22 protein-coding genes and 1 pseudogene are annotated in these 16,873 nt (G+C 38.0%); 17 read left to right on the top strand and 6 right to left on the bottom strand.

Annotated elements, in window-relative coordinates:
* The first annotated feature begins 68 nt into the window (after nucleotides 1-68).
* Both ACMX9J_RS07085 and ACMX9J_RS07080 read left to right on the top strand, forming a co-directional pair.
* On the top strand, nucleotides 69-794 hold the full coding sequence (locus ACMX9J_RS07085) for an AzlC family ABC transporter permease (RefSeq protein ID WP_033580524.1): 726 nt from the start codon (nucleotides 69-71) through the stop codon (nucleotides 792-794).
* Nucleotides 791-1,120 carry an AzlD domain-containing protein gene (locus ACMX9J_RS07080; RefSeq protein WP_033580525.1) on the top strand — a complete coding sequence of 110 codons (330 nt, stop codon included), beginning with the start codon at nucleotides 791-793 and terminating at the stop codon, nucleotides 1,118-1,120. The genes ACMX9J_RS07085 and ACMX9J_RS07080 overlap by 4 nt, the downstream gene beginning before the upstream one ends.
* A gap of 114 nt (nucleotides 1,121-1,234) precedes the next feature.
* On the opposite strand, the gene ACMX9J_RS07075 is transcribed toward ACMX9J_RS07080, so the two are convergent.
* Nucleotides 1,235-1,648: a DUF1259 domain-containing protein gene (locus ACMX9J_RS07075; protein WP_154992041.1), complete on the bottom strand. Its 414-nt coding sequence runs from the start codon at nucleotides 1,646-1,648 to the stop codon at nucleotides 1,235-1,237.
* 114 nt (nucleotides 1,649-1,762) lie between these two features.
* Nucleotides 1,763-2,419 (bottom strand): DUF975 family protein, encoded by a 657-nt coding sequence (locus ACMX9J_RS07070; protein ID WP_028414473.1) that lies wholly within the window; start codon nucleotides 2,417-2,419, stop codon nucleotides 1,763-1,765.
* 281 nt (nucleotides 2,420-2,700) lie between these two features.
* On the opposite strand from ACMX9J_RS07070, the gene ACMX9J_RS07065 reads away from it, so the two are divergent.
* From ACMX9J_RS07065 to ACMX9J_RS07045, 5 genes are all read left to right on the top strand, one after another.
* Nucleotides 2,701-3,246, top strand: coding sequence for a CBO0543 family protein (locus ACMX9J_RS07065; protein WP_416225558.1), 546 nt, complete (start codon nucleotides 2,701-2,703; stop codon nucleotides 3,244-3,246).
* Between the two features lie 107 nt (nucleotides 3,247-3,353).
* Entirely contained in the window at nucleotides 3,354-3,713 is a 360-nt protein-coding gene (locus tag ACMX9J_RS07060) for a DUF4440 domain-containing protein (RefSeq protein WP_028414471.1), read from the top strand.
* A gap of 86 nt (nucleotides 3,714-3,799) precedes the next feature.
* Nucleotides 3,800-4,360: a signal peptidase I gene (lepB, locus tag ACMX9J_RS07055; protein WP_028414470.1), complete on the top strand. Its 561-nt coding sequence runs from the start codon at nucleotides 3,800-3,802 to the stop codon at nucleotides 4,358-4,360.
* A 292-nt stretch (nucleotides 4,361-4,652) separates the two neighbouring features.
* On the top strand, nucleotides 4,653-5,216 hold the full coding sequence (locus tag ACMX9J_RS07050; protein ID WP_034267823.1) for an NAD(P)H-dependent oxidoreductase: 564 nt from the start codon (nucleotides 4,653-4,655) through the stop codon (nucleotides 5,214-5,216).
* A gap of 303 nt (nucleotides 5,217-5,519) precedes the next feature.
* Nucleotides 5,520-5,684 carry a hypothetical protein gene (locus ACMX9J_RS07045; RefSeq protein ID WP_013057894.1) on the top strand — a complete coding sequence of 55 codons (165 nt, stop codon included), beginning with the start codon at nucleotides 5,520-5,522 and terminating at the stop codon, nucleotides 5,682-5,684.
* Between the two features lie 81 nt (nucleotides 5,685-5,765).
* On the opposite strand, the gene ACMX9J_RS07040 is transcribed toward ACMX9J_RS07045, so the two are convergent.
* Complete coding sequence (locus ACMX9J_RS07040; protein WP_013057893.1) at nucleotides 5,766-6,020, bottom strand: hypothetical protein; 255 nt, start codon at nucleotides 6,018-6,020, stop codon at nucleotides 5,766-5,768.
* A gap of 362 nt (nucleotides 6,021-6,382) precedes the next feature.
* Between ACMX9J_RS07040 and ACMX9J_RS07035 the strand changes: the two genes are divergently transcribed.
* The 8 genes and pseudogenes from ACMX9J_RS07035 to ACMX9J_RS07000 all read left to right on the top strand — a co-directional run bounded on the left by ACMX9J_RS07035 (nucleotide 6,383) and on the right by ACMX9J_RS07000 (nucleotide 12,106).
* Nucleotides 6,383-7,189 (top strand): cell wall hydrolase, encoded by an 807-nt coding sequence (locus ACMX9J_RS07035; protein ID WP_028414468.1) that lies wholly within the window; start codon nucleotides 6,383-6,385, stop codon nucleotides 7,187-7,189.
* A gap of 238 nt (nucleotides 7,190-7,427) precedes the next feature.
* Complete coding sequence (locus ACMX9J_RS07030; protein WP_255219778.1) at nucleotides 7,428-7,562, top strand: hypothetical protein; 135 nt, start codon at nucleotides 7,428-7,430, stop codon at nucleotides 7,560-7,562.
* A 230-nt stretch (nucleotides 7,563-7,792) separates the two neighbouring features.
* A complete protein-coding gene (locus ACMX9J_RS07025; protein WP_028414467.1) occupies nucleotides 7,793-8,743 on the top strand; it encodes an ABC transporter permease in 951 nt (316 codons plus the stop codon).
* A complete protein-coding gene (locus ACMX9J_RS07020) occupies nucleotides 8,736-9,683 on the top strand; it encodes an iron chelate uptake ABC transporter family permease subunit (protein ID WP_328171359.1) in 948 nt (315 codons plus the stop codon). Before ACMX9J_RS07025 ends, ACMX9J_RS07020 begins: the two co-directional genes overlap by 8 nt.
* A complete protein-coding gene (locus ACMX9J_RS07015) occupies nucleotides 9,677-10,435 on the top strand; it encodes an ABC transporter ATP-binding protein (RefSeq protein WP_028414465.1) in 759 nt (252 codons plus the stop codon). Before ACMX9J_RS07020 ends, ACMX9J_RS07015 begins: the two co-directional genes overlap by 7 nt.
* 23 nt (nucleotides 10,436-10,458) lie before the next feature.
* Complete coding sequence (locus ACMX9J_RS07010) at nucleotides 10,459-11,415, top strand: siderophore ABC transporter substrate-binding protein (protein WP_033580631.1); 957 nt, start codon at nucleotides 10,459-10,461, stop codon at nucleotides 11,413-11,415.
* Nucleotides 11,416-11,458: 43 nt separating this feature from the next.
* Nucleotides 11,459-11,725 (top strand): annotated as a pseudogene (locus ACMX9J_RS07005) (manganese catalase family protein); the annotation flags it as partial.
* Between the two features lie 240 nt (nucleotides 11,726-11,965).
* Complete coding sequence (locus ACMX9J_RS07000) at nucleotides 11,966-12,106, top strand: hypothetical protein (protein ID WP_176343797.1); 141 nt, start codon at nucleotides 11,966-11,968, stop codon at nucleotides 12,104-12,106.
* A gap of 467 nt (nucleotides 12,107-12,573) precedes the next feature.
* On the opposite strand, the gene ACMX9J_RS06995 is transcribed toward ACMX9J_RS07000, so the two are convergent.
* The 3 genes from ACMX9J_RS06995 to ACMX9J_RS06985 form a co-directional block, all read right to left on the bottom strand.
* On the bottom strand, nucleotides 12,574-13,653 hold the full coding sequence (locus ACMX9J_RS06995; RefSeq protein ID WP_328152958.1) for a PrsW family intramembrane metalloprotease: 1,080 nt from the start codon (nucleotides 13,651-13,653) through the stop codon (nucleotides 12,574-12,576).
* A gap of 239 nt (nucleotides 13,654-13,892) precedes the next feature.
* Nucleotides 13,893-14,141, bottom strand: a complete 249-nt coding sequence (locus ACMX9J_RS06990; RefSeq protein WP_033580533.1) for a hypothetical protein — start codon at nucleotides 14,139-14,141, stop codon at nucleotides 13,893-13,895.
* A gap of 22 nt (nucleotides 14,142-14,163) precedes the next feature.
* Nucleotides 14,164-14,778, bottom strand: coding sequence for an NAD(P)-dependent oxidoreductase (locus tag ACMX9J_RS06985; protein ID WP_034267848.1), 615 nt, complete (start codon nucleotides 14,776-14,778; stop codon nucleotides 14,164-14,166).
* A 266-nt stretch (nucleotides 14,779-15,044) separates the two neighbouring features.
* Here ACMX9J_RS06985 and ACMX9J_RS06980 point away from each other — a divergent pair, with 266 nt between their 5' ends.
* Together ACMX9J_RS06980 and ACMX9J_RS06975 are read left to right on the top strand one after the other, a co-directional pair.
* The gene (locus ACMX9J_RS06980) at nucleotides 15,045-15,221 is read left to right on the top strand and encodes a hypothetical protein (RefSeq protein ID WP_016764823.1); all 177 of its coding nucleotides are present in this window, start codon (nucleotides 15,045-15,047) and stop codon (nucleotides 15,219-15,221) included.
* Between the two features lie 92 nt (nucleotides 15,222-15,313).
* Nucleotides 15,314-16,801 (top strand): hypothetical protein, encoded by a 1,488-nt coding sequence (locus ACMX9J_RS06975; RefSeq protein WP_416225557.1) that lies wholly within the window; start codon nucleotides 15,314-15,316, stop codon nucleotides 16,799-16,801.
* The last annotated feature ends 72 nt before the right edge of the window (nucleotides 16,802-16,873 follow it).

Genomic DNA, 16,873 nt, shown 5'->3' with positions numbered 1-16,873 from the left:
ATAGTATAACATACCGTTGTTTAATATAACGTATAGATGTATAATATAACAGAAAAGGAGGGAGTACGGTGATCGCAGAAAAAGCAGTACAGCAGAGAGAAAAAGTGGATCTAACGTTCAGACAAGGGGCCAAGGACTGTGTCCCTACGCTACTCGGTTACATAAGCATAGGGCTTGCCGCCGGGATTGTCGGCGTGTCCTCGCATCTTTCCGTTATGGAAGTTACTTTATTATCAGCGCTCGTGTATGCCGGGGCTGCTCAGTTTATTATTTGTGCACTGATGGTTGCGAACAGTTCGATTTCAGCTATTATTCTCACAACATTCATCGTTAACTTACGACATTTTCTTTTGAGTGCTACGGTCGCGCCTAAATTCACAAAATATTCGTTATTAAAAAACGTCGGAATTGGAGCACTTCTGACGGATGAATCATTTGGAGTGTCTTCAAATAAAATTGCAAAAGGGGAGCCAATTAATGACCGCTGGATGAACGGATTAAATATAACGGCTTACGTCAGCTGGATTATCGCCTGTACGATGGGAGCCATTTTTGGGCATTTGCTATCTGACCCGGAAGCCTTTGGATTTGATTTTGCCTTAACGGCTATGTTTTTAGCTCTGCTTGTTTTACAAATCGAAAGCGTGTTACCTTCAAAACTTAATCATTATTTACGTTTAATTCTTTATATGGCGATTATTATGATTGTGCTGTCTTTTTTGGTACCTTCACATGTAGCTGTCTTAATTTCAACGATTATTGTAGCGACGATTGGGGTGGTGACGGATAAATGAGTATCCACTATTCAACACTTATCATTATTTTAGGGTGTGCCCTTGTTACCGTAGTTCCTCGTATTGTTCCGTTTTTAGTTGTGCGTAACATCGCGCTGCCAGAACCCGTATTAAAATGGCTGTCCTATATTCCTATTTGTATTTTAACAGCACTTGTTGTACAGAACTTTATCATTCAAACAAATGACAGTGTGAAAATTAACTGGCCCGTCATCATCGTAGTTATTCCAACCTTACTGATTGCGCTGAAAACAAAAAGTTTATCCATCACCGTTATTAGCGGAGTTGGAATGATGGCGCTGCTTCGTTTGTTTTTATTTTCATAAAAGAGGCTTTTCGTTTAGTTGAAGATAAAATTGAGTCTACTCATAATATGTTCATTCATAAAAAAGAAGCATCTTTTATAGCTCTACCATGCTTTTAAAAGGTGCTTCTTTTTATTATACGTCTGTTGAAACAGGCAAGCTGCTTAGCGTTGTAAAACAAAAAGCCATTTTTTTTGCAAAATGCAAAGGAGGCTCTACAGATTGAATATGAAGATACATAAGGACGGGTTCTGTAAAAAGCCAATGGTTATGCAAAGCGCTTACGATAAGACCTTGCCGCGCAGCAGCTTCTGTAAAACGAGGGATTTCTTCTTGTAAAATAGCAATCTCAGCCAAGTTTAACGCGTTTCCCTGCGCGTCTATCGCCTCAAATGATACGCCAACAGGAACGACAGAGCTGCTTTTCCGCCCTTGAACAGAAGCCTGAAAGCTTCTTTTAAGCGACACTGAGCATCCTGTTGGACTAACTTTGCTTTTAGCGTTTAAAATCTGGCCAAACTGCTGACATATCTCACTTGTAGTATACATATAAGCCCCTGCCTTTCTTCTATACTCTTAGTAAGCTTTATGACATAAGAGCTTCACTTATGCAAACCGTGTTCTTATAAAAAAATCCTCTTCACGATGAAGAGGATTTTTTTATTATTCAGCATGCGATGAACGTTCGTTTAACAAATTTTCATAAAAACGAGCAAGTGAAGCAGAAAGGTATGGAATAGACCATAAAAAGCCGATTCCTACTGTAATAATACTTAATAAAAACCAGCCAAGAAAGCTTAGCAGCAGCAGGAAGTACTGTCCTTTATAACCATTCATCAACCTGCGGCTTTCTGTAATCGCTTGATTCATCGAGTAAGTAGGATTGTCTTTACAAATATAGTACGTTTGTGAATATGCCAGTGCTTTAATAATTCCAGGAATCAGTAAAAGCAGCGACCACAGCATCACATAAAGAGTCATAAGTACATAAATTCCTAATGACTTTACATAAAGGCCAAAGTCTTGGAATGTTTTAAATAAGTGCCCCAATCGAACAGATTCACCTCGTGCTAGACCTAAAAATGCCCAGTAGTTCGCCATCAGAAGAGGCGAGAAGACAATAGCAAAGGCAGTTGAAATCCATGAAGCGGAATCAGATTCATCTTTCATCCAATTGTCATAGCCTCCGCTTGCCACAATTTCAAATGGAATAGGCAGAAGCGTATATACTCCGTACGTCACCACCGTCAGTAGAATCGCAAGTCCCCAGCGATTCTTTAAAGAAGCTTTAGCTTCTCTTTTAATCGTACCGATGTTCATGTTGTTCCTCCTTTAATGTTGCAAAACAGTATCTTTTTGCTCGTATTAACATGTAAACCATGCACAATTGTTAATTTTGTATGAAATGAAAATAATAGTCAATAGGTTCTGAGATGAAAAGAGCGCTCTTACAAAAATTTTTACTAGACAGATAGAAATCTCTAAGTAGGTACAATCTGCTTTTGAAGAAGGAGGAGGTGCAAAAGCACTGTGTGCGATGTTTTATTTTAGTATGAAGTGAAACCCTCATGGAAAGACTTTCTAAGGTAGGAGGGATTTCTATGTTTGAAATGATTAAAATGATGCAACAAGTCTTAAACGAAAAAGAATTTTCTTATTGGGTTCATCAAGATCTTTTTAGTTTTCAGTGGTGGCTCATAGTAGTGATAAATGCACTTTTCCTGCTGCTTTTTTACTTTTTTATTGATAGACAGCGTCTCTTTTTTATGCTTCTCGTTTTTTTTATCAGCTTTGATATAATCGGCTTGGTAGATGAATTCGGTAAATTTTTTAATCTGTGGTGCTATCCTCACCAGATGCTTCCATTTACCGATCGCTTCAATACGGTTGACTTTGCTATTATTCCGGTAAGTATCGCACTCGTCTACCAATTTTTTAGCAAATGGAAATTTTTCTTTATCGCACATATTATTACGTCTGCCGTTATTGCTTTTATAGGCATTCCGATATTCAAAGCGCTGTATTTGTACCAATTGCTGAACTGGTCGATGTTTTATTCATTTCTTACCGTATTCGTCATGGGAATTGTCGTGAAAATGATTAGCGATTGGATTGCGGGTAAGAAGAGAGGCTATAGCGTTAGCTAAACAAACAATACTCCTGTCTATTTGAGATAGGAGTATTATTTGTTTAAGGGAAAACGGCAGTATTCCTTTATAATAAATGTAAGAAAGAATGAGAGGAGACTGTGAAAGTGGAAAAAGCGAATATCACCCGAACATTTTATGAGTTAGAATGCAGCCACTTAAAATCAGAGATACGAACCTCTGCTAAAGAGCTTTCAAACATTCTTGCAGATGGTTACGTGGAGTTTGGCAGTTCAGGAAGGGTATGGAAACGAAAAGATTACAATAACAATCATGTACTTTCGCCAGATGTATTTGAGATCTCTCATTTTCATGTAGACGTATTGTCTCCTGACTGCGTATTAACTACCTATCATCTTATGAACCATACGGCAGAAAAAAAGACGCTTCGCAGTTCTATTTGGCGAAAAAGAGAAGAAAAGTGGCGCTTGTTTTTCCATCAAGGCACAGTGACAAACGGTGAGTAATAAATAAGATTATTCGGTTATTATTATACTTTCCCTCTATTTGATGCTATGATGAAAGTATATTTTGACGTAAGGGATGTTTTGAAATGAGCAAAAATAACGTAAAAAAAGAAGTGTTTTCATGGATTAAGTCCATTGTTATTGCATTGGTTATTGTAGTGGGCGTTCGCCATTTTTTATTTGCGCCAACTACGGTTCACGGTGAATCGATGTATCCAACGTTTGAAGATTCAAATCGCGTTATTTTAAATAAAATCAGTGATGTTGATCGCTTTGATATGATTGTATTTCATGCACCGGATGCAGATGAAAATTATATTAAACGTGTGATTGGACTGCCAGGAGATACGGTAGAAATGAAAAACGACGTTCTGTATATTAACGGAAAAGCTTATAAAGAGCCGTATTTAAAAGAATCTAAAAAATCTCTTGCACCTAATGAAAAATTCACGGAAGATTTTACGCTTCAAACGCTGCCCGCAACTGATGGCAAAGTGAAAGTGCCGAAAAATTCACTGTTTGTAATGGGTGACAACCGTCCTGTAAGTCATGATGGACGAGCATTTGGCTTTATTTCACAAAAATCAGTGATCGGAAAAGTGCAGTTTCGCTACTATCCGTTAAATGAAGTGGGCGAACCGAAATAAAAAAGATAGAAAGACTGACGAAATTTAATCCGTCAGTCTTTTTTTGTTGGGTGAAAAGAACTGATTTTAAAAAAACGATTTGCTTTATGCAAGTTAAACATCTTCTAAGAAATTAGTAAATTAGATCTTGTTTTTTTCTTTATTTAGGAAATCATAAGGGTGTTTAAAAAGGGACTTCTAGGTACCTATGTTACTTCAAAGTAAGAGGTAGTACTGATAGATAAGCAGTTTTTATGGGTATACAGATATATGAAGATAAAGAAGTAAGGATTTTGGAAAGGAGCAGGTCAGCATGAAAAACGTATTAATCATTAATGGACACGAGTATTATAAAAAGTCAAAAGGAGAGTTAAACCAGACGATTTTTAATGAAATGCAGCATTTACTCGCTGATCAATTTGACATTAAAACAACGGTGGTTGATAAAGGCTACGAAGTAGAAGAAGAAATTGAAAAGTGGCTATGGGCTGATGTTGTGATTATGCAGACGCCTATTTACTGGTTCAGCATTCCCGGAAAGTTTAAGCAATATATTGATCGCGTGTATATGGATAACATTTTCTTTAAAGGTTCCAATCAATACGGGCGAGGCGGCTTATTAACAGGGAAACAATACATGTTTTCTCTTACATGGAATGCGCCGGAAGCGATTTTTAACAATGACGAAGCTTTCTATGAAGGAAAAAGTTTAGACGAAGCCATTATGCATTTGCATAAAATGAATCAGTACGTCGGTATGAGTCCACTTCCAACATACTCTATTCACGATGTAGTTAAACATCCAAACATTGATCACTACAAGCATAAATTACAAAATCATGTAGCAGAAGTATTTGGAATAGGAGAGCATCGTTAAAAATAGAGTTGATCGTTTTCTGAGAGGCTCTATAGATTCTAGAAAAAAACATAAAAAAGCGGCTTTATCTTAGATAAAGCCGCTTTTTTATGTGACAGTTTCAAACTTCAGGGTGTGAGGTGGGGTAGTTTTTGTTTACCCGTCTATATCTAAATAAAACAATCTAAATGATAATGAAGTAGAAATTATTTATTCCGTTTGTTTATAAATTGTTTAAATATAAGATGAAGCAGTTTAGCTTTGGAAAATAAGGGAAGAAACATACTAACTTGCCTGTGTATATTTAGAAAAGGAGGGATAAAGATGTCGTTAGCTCATTTTGATGATATTTCAGAAATTTGCTATGCATGTGAAAAACAGCCTCTTGGGAAAAGACAAAAACGCATTGGCGTATGGACGGAAAAAGAAATGAGAAAGCCTGTTGAAGAGAGAGTAGAAAATCAGAAGGTGGTCGCCCTTTCTCGTTAATGTAAAAAAGCCTTTAGCTCATCTAAAGGCTTTTTTACGTATTGGCGTTTGGACATGTGTGAAGGGTCATAGAAGCAATCGTTATAAATCTTCTAGTCTTTGAACTTTTTTGCCTTCTATTTTATGCTGTTCCATCGTTTCTTTTAACTCTTTGTTCGCCGTTGTCATGGTCGTTTCATTTGTTACGCCCATAAATGACCAGCCGTGAGATTCAAGCCAGTACTTGAATTCCCGCAAAAACTCTTCCTGCGTTCCTCCCGTATGATAAAAAGCTCCTTGAATCGTAATAGCCGGTTTTTCCGTATTATACGTTACATACATTTTATTTGCACACATCCAAATGGACCTCCTTTATTAATAAACAAACGTAAATTGACAAAGAAGCGCTGAATCATTCCTCAATAGTTACACTATTTCTCTATTTGACTGCTGTTTTCCTTTTAATCTCTGCGATTAATCATAATTAAATCAAGTTTTTTACAGAAAGAGGAATGTAAGTAAACAGATAAAAAGCGCGTTTCGCAATGAAATCGTCATATTTCTACATATTCTTTAAGGGTCATGTAAAAGTTGTAACATAATGAATGGCACTGTAAGAAACTTAATCCAATTAGAACAAATGTTACTGTTTTTTTTAATGAAAAGGCGAATCTATGTGCTAAGGTAATAACAGGTTCAAATTTTAGGAGGTAGTTTTTGTGAGTAAAAAACGTGTAAAAAAATGGGCAGTTGCTTCTGCAGCGTCTGTAGCATTTCTAGCAAGTCAAGGAACAGCATCAGCAGCAGCTTCGCACAAAGTCGTAAAAGGAGATACCTTGTGGGGGCTTGGCCAACAAAATGGGGTTACGGTAGATGAGCTGAAAGGCGCTAATAACCGCCAAAACGACATGATTTACGTTGGAGAAACATTAACGATTCCTGACCAGGGACAAGCACAATCTGCCGCTAGTCCGGCAACATCTGTACATACAGTAGCACAAGGCGAAACGTTATATCATATTGCAACACAAAACGGCATGACTGTGGATCAGTTAAAAGCTGTTAACGGTTTACAAAGTGATATCATTACCATCGGACAAACATTAAAACTTCAAGGAGAAGCACCGGCGCCGGCACAAACTGCTCCGTCTACATCGGTTTCTGCACAAGATCAAGATTTACTAGCTAGATTAGTAGAGGCAGAAGCAAAAGGTGAGCCGTACCAAGGAAAAGTAGCGGTAGCAATTGTGGTATTAAACCGTGTAGCTTCACCGGAATTCCCAAATAGCATTCACGACGTTATTTATCAGCAGCTAGGAAACGGCGTATATCAATTTTCACCAGTAGCAAACGGAGCAATTAATCAACCTGCATCAGAAGAATCAAAACGAGCGGTAAGCGAAGCATTATCAAACCCGCATGAAAACGATGCGCTGTTTTTCTATAATCCGAAAATCGCTGAAAGCCAATGGGTTGCAACGCAGCAAGTAACGGCAGTTATCGGAAACCATGTATTTGCAAAATAAGTAGATTTCTTTCAAATATAAACATATATTTCATATATATGTAATATTCATACAAAGAGTCTGCTACAAAAGTATCTTGGTTAAAGCAAAATCCAAACTATTAATATTGATAGTTTGGATTTTTTTGTTATGGTGAACGTAGGTTTCGTATATGTAGAGGTACTTCTAGCTGTTGATTGGAGGGTAAGGAGAAGACTCCTGGGGAGAAAACGGAACAAATGAGACCCCGCAGGAGCCCATGCAAAGAGGAGGCTTATCGGCCGCCCGCGGAAAGCGAGGCCTTGCACGGAAATCAACAGCGGTGAAACAAGCAGTCCAGATCATTTATTCCTATTATTCGTCTTTAAATGAGGGCGAGTTAGGTATGTTTTAATCTCTTATGTATGAAGAGAGAAATAGCTCTTTTTAAGTTTAATTTAACCTTAAAATGCCTTAACAGATCCATCTGTTAAGGCATTTTTTTGCTTTAATTTTAAGAAAACCATTGATTATTTAGAGAATAATGGTATTATAGGGGTAGTCAATTGATAATGATAATCATTTACATATGATATAGAGGAGGAGATAACTAGACTTCTAGATGAAAGAAAGGAGCAAGGAAAGTTGAAGTTTTATCAGTTAATTCTTGTGTTTGCTGTACTAGCGGTTTCGTCTCTTTTTGTAGGAGTACAAGACCTGTCAGCGATGGATCTGTTTCATTTAACAAAAGAAGAAAGCCAAACGCTGTTTTTTAGTCGTTTTCCTAGGCTTTTGAGTATTATTATGGCGGGAATGAGCCTTAGTATTTGCGGGTTAATTATGCAGCAAATTACGCGAAATAAGTTTGTCTCTCCAACAACTGCAGGAACGATGGACTGGGCAAGACTTGGTGTGTTGATTTCTCTACTAGTATTTGCTTCAGCAAGTCCTCTATTAAAAATGAGCATTGCTTTCATTTTCTCACTTGCGGGCAATCTATTGTTTATGAGAATACTAGACAGAATTAAATTTAACGATACGATTTATATTCCGCTAGTTGGTTTAATGCTCGGCAGTATCGTAAGTTCCCTAGCTACCTTCATCGCTTACAAATACGATTTGATTCAAAATCTTTCTTCATGGCTGCAAGGCGACTTTTCGCTAGTAGTCAAAGGGCGATATGAACTTTTATACCTGAGTATACCGCTCTTAATAATTGCTTATCTTTACGCAGATAAGTTCACGGTTGCTGGTATGGGAGAAAGCTTTTCAATCAATTTAGGCGTGAAATACAAACAAATCGTAAACATTGGATTAGTCATTGTTTCGCTTATTACGTCGATTACGATTTTGACCGTTGGCATGCTGCCTTTTTTAGGATTAATCATCCCAAATATCGTATCGATTTACCGTGGAGATCATTTGCGAAAAAGCCTGCCTCATACAGCGGTGCTTGGAGCTGTATTCGTACTTGCGTGCGATATTTTAGGCAGAGTCATTATTTTCCCTTATGAAGTTTCTATTGGGTTAATGGTCGGTGTAATAGGAAGTGCGATCTTTCTTTTTATGCTGATAAGGAGAGGTCGTTATGCATAACAAATATAAAATTATTATTCTCGCCGCGCTGGCTATTTTGTCGGCTGCGCTGTTTATCAGCTATGATTTAGGCTACTGGCAGTACACGCTGCCGCGAAGAATTGAAAAAGTCGCTGCGATTGTTTTAACCGGAGGAGCGATTGCGTTTTCATCCGTTATCTTTCAAACGATTACCAATAATCGAATTCTAACTCCTAGTATTCTAGGACTGGATTCACTGTATTTATTTCTGCAAACGTTTATTGTGTACATCTTTGGCTCGACGAATATTGTCATCATGAACAAAAATCTTAACTTTCTTCTTTGCGTTTCGCTGATGATTATCTTTTCGGTCTTGCTTTACATACTGATGTTCAAAAAAGCCGGTAAGAATATTTTCTTTATTTTACTGGTTGGAATTGTGTTCGGCACGTTATTTAAAAGCATGTCTTCATTTATGGAAATGCTGATTGATCCGAATGAATTTCAAATTGTACAAGATAAATCATTTGCAAGCTTTAACAATGTCAATACTGATTTGCTATACATAGCAGCGGTTATTTTTATCCTGCTTGGCATTTACGTATGGCGTTTTACCTGCATTTTTGATGTTCTGTCGTTAGGAAGAGAACATGCGGTAAATTTAGGTATTGATTATGACAGGCTTGTCAAAAAAATGCTGATTGTGATCGCCATTTTTGTCTCAGTGGCCACAGCTTTAGTTGGGCCGATTACCTTTCTTGGACTGCTTGTTGTGAACCTTGCGAGAGAGCTGTTCAAAACGTACAAGCACACCTATCTAATGATGGGATCACTGCTGCTTAGTGTTATAGCCCTCGTCGGAGGAGAATTTATTGTTGAAAAAGTGTTCACCTTCAGCACCACGCTGAGCGTCATCATTGACTTTGCCGGCGGAATTTACTTTATTTATTTGCTGCTAAAGGAGAATAGATCATGGTAGAAGTAACAAATGTCAGTAAAAAATACGGAGAAAAAACCGTTTTAGAAAAAACATCTGTGGTGATTCCAAAAGGGAAAATCACGTCATTTATCGGCCCAAACGGAGCGGGGAAAAGTACGCTGCTTTCCATTATGAGCCGTCTTATTAAAGCCGACTCAGGATCAATATCAATAGAAGGAAAAAATATAGAGAATATTGACAGCTCGGATTTAGCCAAAAAAATGAGCATTTTAAAACAGTCCAATCAGCTGAATATCAGACTTAGCGTACGTGAACTCGTAAATTTTGGCCGGTTTCCTTATTCAAAAGGCCGGTTAACAAAAAGCGATGAACAAGCGGTTGATCAGGCGCTGAGTTATATGAAGCTTGAAAGTATTCAAGATAAATACTTAGATGAACTGAGCGGAGGACAGTGTCAGCGAGCTTTTATCGCTATGGTCATCGCACAGGACACGGAGTATATCTTCTTAGATGAACCGCTCAATAACTTAGATATGAAGCATTCTGTTGAAATTATGAAGCTGTTGAAACGTCTCGTAGAAGACTTAGGCAAAACCATTGTGATTGTCATTCACGATATTAATTTTGCGTCTGTCTATTCGGATTACATCGTGGCGCTTAAAAACGGTGAAGTGATCCGTGAAGGCCCAACAGAAACCATCATTCAAACATCTGTATTAAAGGATATATACGATATGGATATTCCAATCGAAACGGTTGGCGGACAGCGTATTTGCGTTTATTTTTCATAAAATTTATTCATGAGGTGACAAAAGTGAAAAAAGTGTTAGTAATGTTTGTAGCAGTCTTAACGGCGATTGTTGTGGCCGCTTGCGGTAATCAAGGAGCAAAAGAAACAACAGGTGGAGAAAGTAAGCAAAAAGAAACGGTAACGGTAACCGATCAGTTCAATAAAGACGGAATTAAAATTGAGAAAAATCCTAAAAAAGTTGTAGTATTCAGCATGGGTGCACTTGATACGCTAGATAAACTAGGCGTTGAAGTAGCGGGCTTGCCAAAACAAGCGATTCCTGAGTATTTATCAAAGTATCAAGATGATAAGTATGCGAATGTAGGTGGCTTAAAAGAACCTGATTTCGAAAAGATTGCAGAACTAAAGCCAGACTTAATTATTATTCAAGGCCGCCAAGCAGATTCATTTGATGAATTTTCAAAAATTGCGCCGACGATCTATATCGATACGGACAACCAGCACTATATGAAGTCATTTAAAGAAAACACAAAAGTACTAGGACAAATTTTTGATAAAGAAGATCAAGCGAAAAAAGAGCTAGCAGCAATTGATAAGCAAATTGCAGATTTGAAAAAACAAGCGGACAAACTAGATAAAAAAGCGCTTGTAATGATGGCAAATGACAGCAAGATGACAGCATTTGGTCCAGGGTCTAAATACGGATTAATTCATGATGTATTTGGTATCAAAGCAGCAGACGACAGCCTAGATCCATCGGCTAAGCACGGTCAAAGCATTGCATATGAATATTTAGTTAAGCAAAACCCGGACTACTTATTCGTGGTTGACCGCGGCGCAGCAATTGGTGAAAAATCATCTGCTAAACAAATTGTTGAAAATGAGTATGTAAAAGAAGTCAATGCAGTGAAAAACAATCACGTTGTGTATCTTGATCCAGGTCTTTGGTATTTATCTGGAGGAGGCCTTGAGTCAATGGCAGGCATGATTAAAGAAATCAAAGCAGGGATAGAGAAATAATAGAGAAAAAGGAGCTGGTTTTAACCAGCTCCTTTTTTTGTGCATGGACTGGGGCAAGCTTTTCCCTGTACCAAATTATGATATTAATAAATACCCTGAATGAAGAAAATTTGTCGAGAGGGGCTATCATAACACGCAATTTGATTTTAGGTCAGATCCGCACAGAATGTAAGAAATATTCCAAGGGCAGACGCCAAGCAGAAATGGCGGAGGCTTGAGCGTAACGCCTCCACCGGAAGCTTTTCCCGTTCCTCACTTATCTGAAATGCCAAATGAGCACGCTCCAGGTTTAGGAGACAGGAACGCTTAAAAATATGCGAATTAGCTTTAGTGAATTAGAACTAAAGTAATTTAAAAAACATTGACTGAGGGCTAGTAGTCAATGTTTTTTTATGTTTTTTGAGCTGTTATTCCTCTAAGGGCAAGAACATCTGGCCGGTTTTATAAACTTCGGATGAAATGTGTGTTCATTTAATTGTTTTTTATAAGAAGAAAAGGGAATACTTTCTTTAATCGCTTGCGATAGAAAGTTAATAAGGGGCATGCTGCTATGAGTAGTCAACAAGATGAATTTTTATTTAAAAGAGAGCTCTATCGCTTAGTACAAGAATACAAACGCTGTAAAGCTGAAGAAATTAGACGAGCAATCAAAAAGGATATTCTTCTTTTGAAGAAGGTTATAAATAACTGAAATAGACAAAAACTAGAAAAAAGCTCATGCTAGTTAATAAATGAGCTTTTTTTCCTGCTTTAGACTTGTTCAAACGAATTAGTATGTCTATACATGATCTTGGGAAGATTATGAATCATATTAAACAGAGCTAACGCAGTTGTTTCTGGTTCTTTATAACGATGAATAATATCGTTTTCAATATCGCAGATTTGAAAACTGTTTAATTGGTTTGAATAACTTAGTGTAAACCTATTGGCAAAAGTATGAGTAATGTCGCTATCTCTATAATTTACTAAATTTGCTATCATGTGCTTAATTTCAGTTAGGTTCATCCACCAAGTCACCCTTTCATGTTATTTAGGTTATCATACCATGTCCAGGTAATTTGAATACTGTTTTTTACAATTTGTAACAACAATTTTTAAAATGAAACATAAAGGTAATAAAAAGTTAAAACGAGCAGCTTAACGTACGCTGAATATTTCCTATGAGGGTGTAGGCTTTTCTTTGTAGTGGGTCAACTCCAACTTTTTATCCGCGATTTCTTTTAGCCCAATACGAATCATACTGAATACCAAAATCCATAATATAACCGTTAAAATCGTATGTCCCGCTGGGAAAATACCTAGTATAGGTGAGTCCCAAAGAGCGTGCATAAAAACGACAAGCAAAAATACACCAAGAAATTTGGGTTTTATCAACATGTTCCACTGAAATTTCTTATCTCCTTGCACGATGCAGATGGCAGCGCCAGTCAAGGCAGCCCAAGCCACATGTCCTCCAGGAGCAAAAATACTGCGCCAGAGTATTGTAGAATAGAGCATGTGAAAGCTCCCGGAAAGAAGTGCTCGCAAAGCATAGCCAGCGGTTTCAAAAGCAGCAAAACCAGCTCCTATTGCAGCTCCTAAGAGAAGTCCGTTAAGGATATATCTATATTTAAGATTGCGTACAAAATAAATAACAGCGATAACTTTAGCCAGTTCCTCACATATTCCAATCACGATCACGTTTGTGTTATTTCCAAGAATATCATAAAACACAAGTGCTAATAAAAGTGAGAGGATTCCGCCAATAAAAACGACATAAACAATTTTGTAAATAGCAATATTCTGCGGAGCGTTCATTTCCCAAAAGAAAATGAGCGTAGTAAATGGCACTGCAAAAGCACCGACTACAATAAGACCGGGTATAAAGTTGATGTTTTCGAATAAGCTTACGCCTAGATATAGTCCTAAGTATGCGACAAGCGCAATAAGAAAGACCCTTGCAAAAAGCCAAGGCTTTGGCCATGTATTTACAACCTCTTCTATTTTAGGAGTCGTAAGCCCTGTTCCTACAATAAAAAGCCGTTCAGCTTCCATTTCACTGTGCTGTCGGAAGACTCGAGAGAATATATTTCGAAATTTAGGTTCAACCGAACGTTCATTTCTTGGAATTTTATCAACACGATGGGCAAACAAGTAGAATATGCTATAGTTTTCATCGTGGTCCACGATTTCATGGCCGCAATTTAAGCAGAATTTTACCCCTTCCGGATTAGAATAAGCGCAATGGGGGCATTTCATTTATCTTCCTCCTCTTTCTTTTGACGCTTGTCTTACGATATCTTCTACATATATTATGTGAGTTGATGAAAAAAAGCATAAGAGGGTTTGGCAGGTAATTTGCTTAAATAATGGAATGGTACAGAAGCTATTGCTGAAAGAGACCTCATGAAAGCTAAAAAAGGCTGCGTCATAAGGCGAATATTCGACTTACAGCACAGCCCTTTATATGATTAAAAATGTGGATGTTTATAATGCTACTACGCAATAAAAAAGCTTCCTGAAATAAAAATGATGACACCAATGACCATCATTAATGTTTCGCGGTCTTTTTTTCCTGTTTTTTTATTAGCAGGAAGCAGCGATTTTGAAAGAGGCTTGGCAAAAATGATGACAAGCATGCAAACAGCAGCAAAGATGCCAAGCGCCACTTGAAAATTACCTTCAATAAAGACGCATGCCATTAAAAGTACAAGACTTATTTTTAGAAAAATTTTTGATAGGTTCACTATCAACACTCCTTTAGAACACTTAATACGAAAGACTTAGTGATTTTTTTATGTGCCTGTTGTTTTCTACGGCTTGAAGGAGAAAATGAGCGACATCAGAACGGCTGATGTTGCGTCCGTTTTCTGGTATGCTAGCTTCTCCTATACGATAATACGTGGTTAACGGACCGCTCGTTAGACCCATTGGCCGAGCAACGGTCCAGTCGAGTCCGCTTACCTTCAAGAGCTTCACGGCTTCGTGATGGTCGCGAAGCACATTTTTTAAAATACGCTGAGCAAGCCAGCCCGTCATGCCTGGAATTTCTCCGTCGATTCCGGCTGAAGCCGTGTAGGCGATACGCTGAATTCCGTTTTCGTTCATACATTGAATCAGCAGATTTGTCGTTTCTACTAAAAGGGTAGAATGCCCTAGATTTTCGGTTCCCAGACAAGAAATGACTGCATCACACCCTCGCATAGCCTGACACACTTCATAATAATCCAGCACGTCGCCTTGTATGATGTGTACGTTCGCATGCGTTACCTTAAGCTTAGATGGATTTCGCACAAAAGCTTTTACATAATGTCCGTTTTTAATCGCTTGCTTGATTACTTCCTGTCCGGTCCTGCCGCTTGCGCCAATCAAAAAAATGTTCATACGATCAACCCTTTCGTTTCAATGTAGGTAGTAAAAACGAAATTTTCTTTTACCATAACACATTTTTCTCGATTTAGCTTGTCAAAACATAAAAGCTGCTTACGAGATTCATCAAAGTAAGAGGTATCCTCTGTTCTTTTTTAAAACTTATGTCATAGACTGTCTAGAAAACAAGGAAATGTACGAACGGTTTATAAAGGTGTTTAATGCTATAGAAGCGAAAGGGTATTATAAGAATAAGGGACGAACAGAAGGGGCGATGCACGATGAAAAAATCGGTAAGCCGAGCACGTGTTATCATAGTACTAATAGGTTTTCCGCTCATCTTTCTCATTATGGCGCTTGTGACCGGTGAGTGGCGATATATGACCTGGACCATTCCGCCTGCGCTGATGTCATGTTGGACGGCACTTTTTGTATTAAGGAAACAAGAAGAAAGATAACAGGAAATTTGAACTATTGCATCGAATTTATAGAAAAAGTATAAAATGATAGAAAGCTATAGTAAGAAAATTTAATGAAGGACGGTGTGAAGATGAACGGACAACAGTTATTGTATGGGTTGCTTACGTCTAAAGGCGATATCCTAAGAGCTGCTTATGTGTTATGTGACCACCGCATTTATACGGAAATGTCAGCACAGTATCAGCAAACGGAGCATACGGATTTTCAAGCATCATTGGTAGAAGAAATGAAATTGCTTGAAAAACAGCCTGAAGTAGACATGCATCTGCATATTTTGCTTGAAATGGCGAAGTTTTTTGAACTTCCCGTTTCTCATGCTACAACAAACGGCGAGCTGTACGAGTTAAGCGATAACATTGGAAATTTGCTTGTATCTAAATACAATGAGCTGTTTTCAATTGCACGCTGTCATACGCTAGAAGACGTAATGCGCCATCAAATCCGACTGTTCTTTCATCTAATTGATTCGCAATACATGATTGCTACAAATCGTCAGCAAGCTGTGTTTCAGCAGCAGCTGATGAATTGGATTGAGCAGCTTCCTCCCATGTATCAAGAAAGAATGATTGATGTATTAGGAGACTATCAGCAGGCAGCGCTTGTGAAACTGCTGCAAAAAAAAGGGACAATCGAGCTATACAAACAGCTTCCTCCGCACGCATACCCTGCTATTTCAGGCCTTATGGCAACCGTAATGAGTATCTTTATTCCCGTTAATTACCCGCCAGCACTGCTATTTAGTATGAATGCGCCGCTTTTTTTAATGGCGAGCTTTGAAAGTCATGAAATTATTGCAAAACGCAAAGAAGCTGGAACGTTTTTACCGCTGTTATTAGTAGTTGTTCAGCTGATGTGGACGTACAAGCTTGAGCATCAGGATGAGCTGTTGAATTATCAGTCTCTATTGATCAAGTGGTCATCTGTACACACAACGTATCAAGATTATGTAAAAAAGAAAGAGCAGTCACTGTTTGATCGTGAACGGTTAGACAACTTTATTTATAAAACAGAGCAGTATGTTAAGCAGCTCCGCGCTACGGAGAAAAAGACGGTGAAACAAATTGAAACGCTCAAAACAGCCATTCGCCATCAGCTTGATGAAATGGAGCTCACATCGTTAAACGGAGGGCTTGTGCTTCAAAAAATGATTGAAGAGCATGAATCATTAAAACAGGATGTAGAAGAACTGCAGCGCAAGCTTTCGATTAAAGGTGACTTCTTCTCTAAAGTAAGGCTGACGTTCCGTTCTGCAGAACGAGCTGTCAAAAGCAAAGTGAAAGAAGTAGAGCGTAAAAAAGTGCTTATGCAAATGACGGACTTTATTTTAGCAAATCGCTTGCCCGTATGCGTGGATATTCAAAATGAAATTTATGATTATCAAGACGAGCTGACGACGACTATTTTTCAAATTAATCAGCAGGTCGAGCTGCTTGAAGAAACAAAACAAAGCCGCCAGCTAGCCGATGCAAAAGTACGCCGCTATGATCAAGAAATAAAGCGATTTGAGCGGAACTATTATGGCTTAAAAGAAGGAACAGTTGAAGAAATGGCACAGTAAAACTGGGACAAACGTATTTTATCCGAACGAGTTTGATTCTTTATGGAGAATCAAACTCGTTTAGTTATGTCT

The organism is Priestia sp. RMT2NF4, assembly GCF_047872835.1.
Classification (GTDB): Bacteria; Bacillota; Bacilli; order Bacillales; family Bacillaceae_H; genus Priestia; species Priestia zanthoxyli.
Note: the sequence above shows the minus strand (reverse complement) of the source record. Positions and strands in the feature narration are given on the sequence as shown.

What these genes read in the sequence shown, in the direction of transcription:
- lepB (WP_028414470.1), top strand. Translation starts at nt 3,800, where the DNA reads ATGAGCAAAAATAACGTAAAAAAAGAAGTGTTTTCATGGATTAAGTCC.
- ACMX9J_RS07045 (WP_013057894.1), top strand. Translation starts at nt 5,520, where the DNA reads ATGTCGTTAGCTCATTTTGATGATATTTCAGAAATTTGCTATGCATGT.
- ACMX9J_RS06975 (WP_416225557.1), top strand. Translation starts at nt 15,314, where the DNA reads ATGAACGGACAACAGTTATTGTATGGGTTGCTTACGTCTAAAGGCGAT.
- ACMX9J_RS07020 (WP_328171359.1), top strand. Translation starts at nt 8,736, where the DNA reads ATGCATAACAAATATAAAATTATTATTCTCGCCGCGCTGGCTATTTTG.
- ACMX9J_RS07080 (WP_033580525.1), top strand. Translation starts at nt 791, where the DNA reads ATGAGTATCCACTATTCAACACTTATCATTATTTTAGGGTGTGCCCTT.
- ACMX9J_RS07065 (WP_416225558.1), top strand. Translation starts at nt 2,701, where the DNA reads ATGTTTGAAATGATTAAAATGATGCAACAAGTCTTAAACGAAAAAGAA.
- ACMX9J_RS07015 (WP_028414465.1), top strand. Translation starts at nt 9,677, where the DNA reads ATGGTAGAAGTAACAAATGTCAGTAAAAAATACGGAGAAAAAACCGTT.
- ACMX9J_RS06995 (WP_328152958.1), bottom strand. Translation starts at nt 13,653, where the DNA reads ATGAAATGCCCCCATTGCGCTTATTCTAATCCGGAAGGGGTAAAATTC.
- ACMX9J_RS07030 (WP_255219778.1), top strand. Translation starts at nt 7,428, where the DNA reads ATGCAAAGAGGAGGCTTATCGGCCGCCCGCGGAAAGCGAGGCCTTGCA.
- ACMX9J_RS07050 (WP_034267823.1), top strand. Translation starts at nt 4,653, where the DNA reads ATGAAAAACGTATTAATCATTAATGGACACGAGTATTATAAAAAGTCA.
- ACMX9J_RS07075 (WP_154992041.1), bottom strand. Translation starts at nt 1,648, where the DNA reads ATGTATACTACAAGTGAGATATGTCAGCAGTTTGGCCAGATTTTAAAC.
- ACMX9J_RS06980 (WP_016764823.1), top strand. Translation starts at nt 15,045, where the DNA reads ATGAAAAAATCGGTAAGCCGAGCACGTGTTATCATAGTACTAATAGGT.
- ACMX9J_RS06985 (WP_034267848.1), bottom strand. Translation starts at nt 14,778, where the DNA reads ATGAACATTTTTTTGATTGGCGCAAGCGGCAGGACCGGACAGGAAGTA.
- ACMX9J_RS07000 (WP_176343797.1), top strand. Translation starts at nt 11,966, where the DNA reads ATGAGTAGTCAACAAGATGAATTTTTATTTAAAAGAGAGCTCTATCGC.
- ACMX9J_RS07040 (WP_013057893.1), bottom strand. Translation starts at nt 6,020, where the DNA reads ATGTGTGCAAATAAAATGTATGTAACGTATAATACGGAAAAACCGGCT.
- ACMX9J_RS07070 (WP_028414473.1), bottom strand. Translation starts at nt 2,419, where the DNA reads ATGAACATCGGTACGATTAAAAGAGAAGCTAAAGCTTCTTTAAAGAAT.